1 protein-coding gene is annotated in these 1,178 nt (G+C 61.3%); it reads left to right on the forward strand.

The features are described 5' to 3' along the window. Positions 1 to 106: 106 nt before the first annotated feature. Positions 107 to 1,178 (forward strand): GGDEF domain-containing protein (locus HLUSI_RS0106560; protein WP_029363209.1); only part of this gene is annotated, 1,072 nt, incomplete at its 3' end.

Consider the following 1,178-nt stretch of genomic DNA (forward strand, 5'->3'; position numbering starts at 1 on the left):
ACGGCGACGGCCGGATGCGTGCAGGTCGGCCGATGTTCATCACTCCATTCTCACGCATGCGCGACGCTGTTTCCGGGGGGCGGTTTTTCTTCGCTGGGGTTCAAGTATGCAAGTGGTCAGCCGACCTTATCGCTGGGCGATTTACGGTTTGCTGGTGGTCGTGATCGCCGCCGGTATCGGGCTGTTTTTCGCCATGGCGCGCACGGCCAGGGATATTCGTGCGTCGACGATGCCGCTGCTGCAGGAAAAAATCCCCACGCTGCGCCACCTGTCCGATTTTGAAAGTGCACTGCTGCGTTACCAGCTGGCGCTTAACAAGTATTACGTCGCTTCCATCGGCCGCGACCGCTTCGATACGCTGGAAACCCAGATCAGCGAAGAAATGGCCGACAACTTCGATTACGTACGGCGCGATTTGCAGCAGGCTGCGGAGATGGGCAACCTGCGCGTCAACTATGACGCCGTGCTGGCGATGGGCCCGGCACTCGAAAAAATCATGCTGGCGCCGCCGGTCAGCCGGGAAAAAGTGCGCCTGCTGCTAGGCGAACTCAACGTCAAGACCAACAACATCCGCGACCTGCTCGACAAGGCCAAGCACGACGTTGAGGCCGGCGTCTACGAAGTGGGCGACATGGCCAACAGCGGCGTCGACGAAATTTCGCGGCTGGTGCATATTTATAGCGTCGGTATGCTGCTGACCGCCTTGTTCATGATGTATCACGTGTGGGCGCGCTTCCGTTCGGAGAACGTGCTGGCCTTCCAGGCGGCGCACGATCCGTTGACCGGCCTGGCGCACCGCGGCTCGTTTGAGCGTCGCCTCAAGACGATGGCGGACCAGCCGCATACGGTGGTGCTGGGCATGATCGACCGTTTTGAGCGCGTCGTCGGCGGTCTCGGCCATGCCTTCGGTGATCGGCTGATGCAGGAAATGGCGACCCGCATCAAGCGCGCGGCCGAACGCCACGGCGGCGAAGTGTTCCGCCTCAACGGCGCCAATGTGGCGATCCTGTACAAGTCCCATGGCGACAATGTCAGCTTCCAGGAAGCCCTGTCGAGCTTGCAGGAATACATGCGCCAGCCATTTGAGTTCGGCCAGCACGAGATTTTTTCCAGCATGAGCATGGGCGGCGCCGAGTATCCGCGCGACGGCGCCGCGCCGGCGGCGATTGCTTCACTGT

Source organism: Herbaspirillum lusitanum P6-12, from assembly GCF_000256565.1.
In the GTDB taxonomy this organism is placed as follows: domain Bacteria; phylum Pseudomonadota; class Gammaproteobacteria; order Burkholderiales; family Burkholderiaceae_D; genus Herbaspirillum; species Herbaspirillum lusitanum.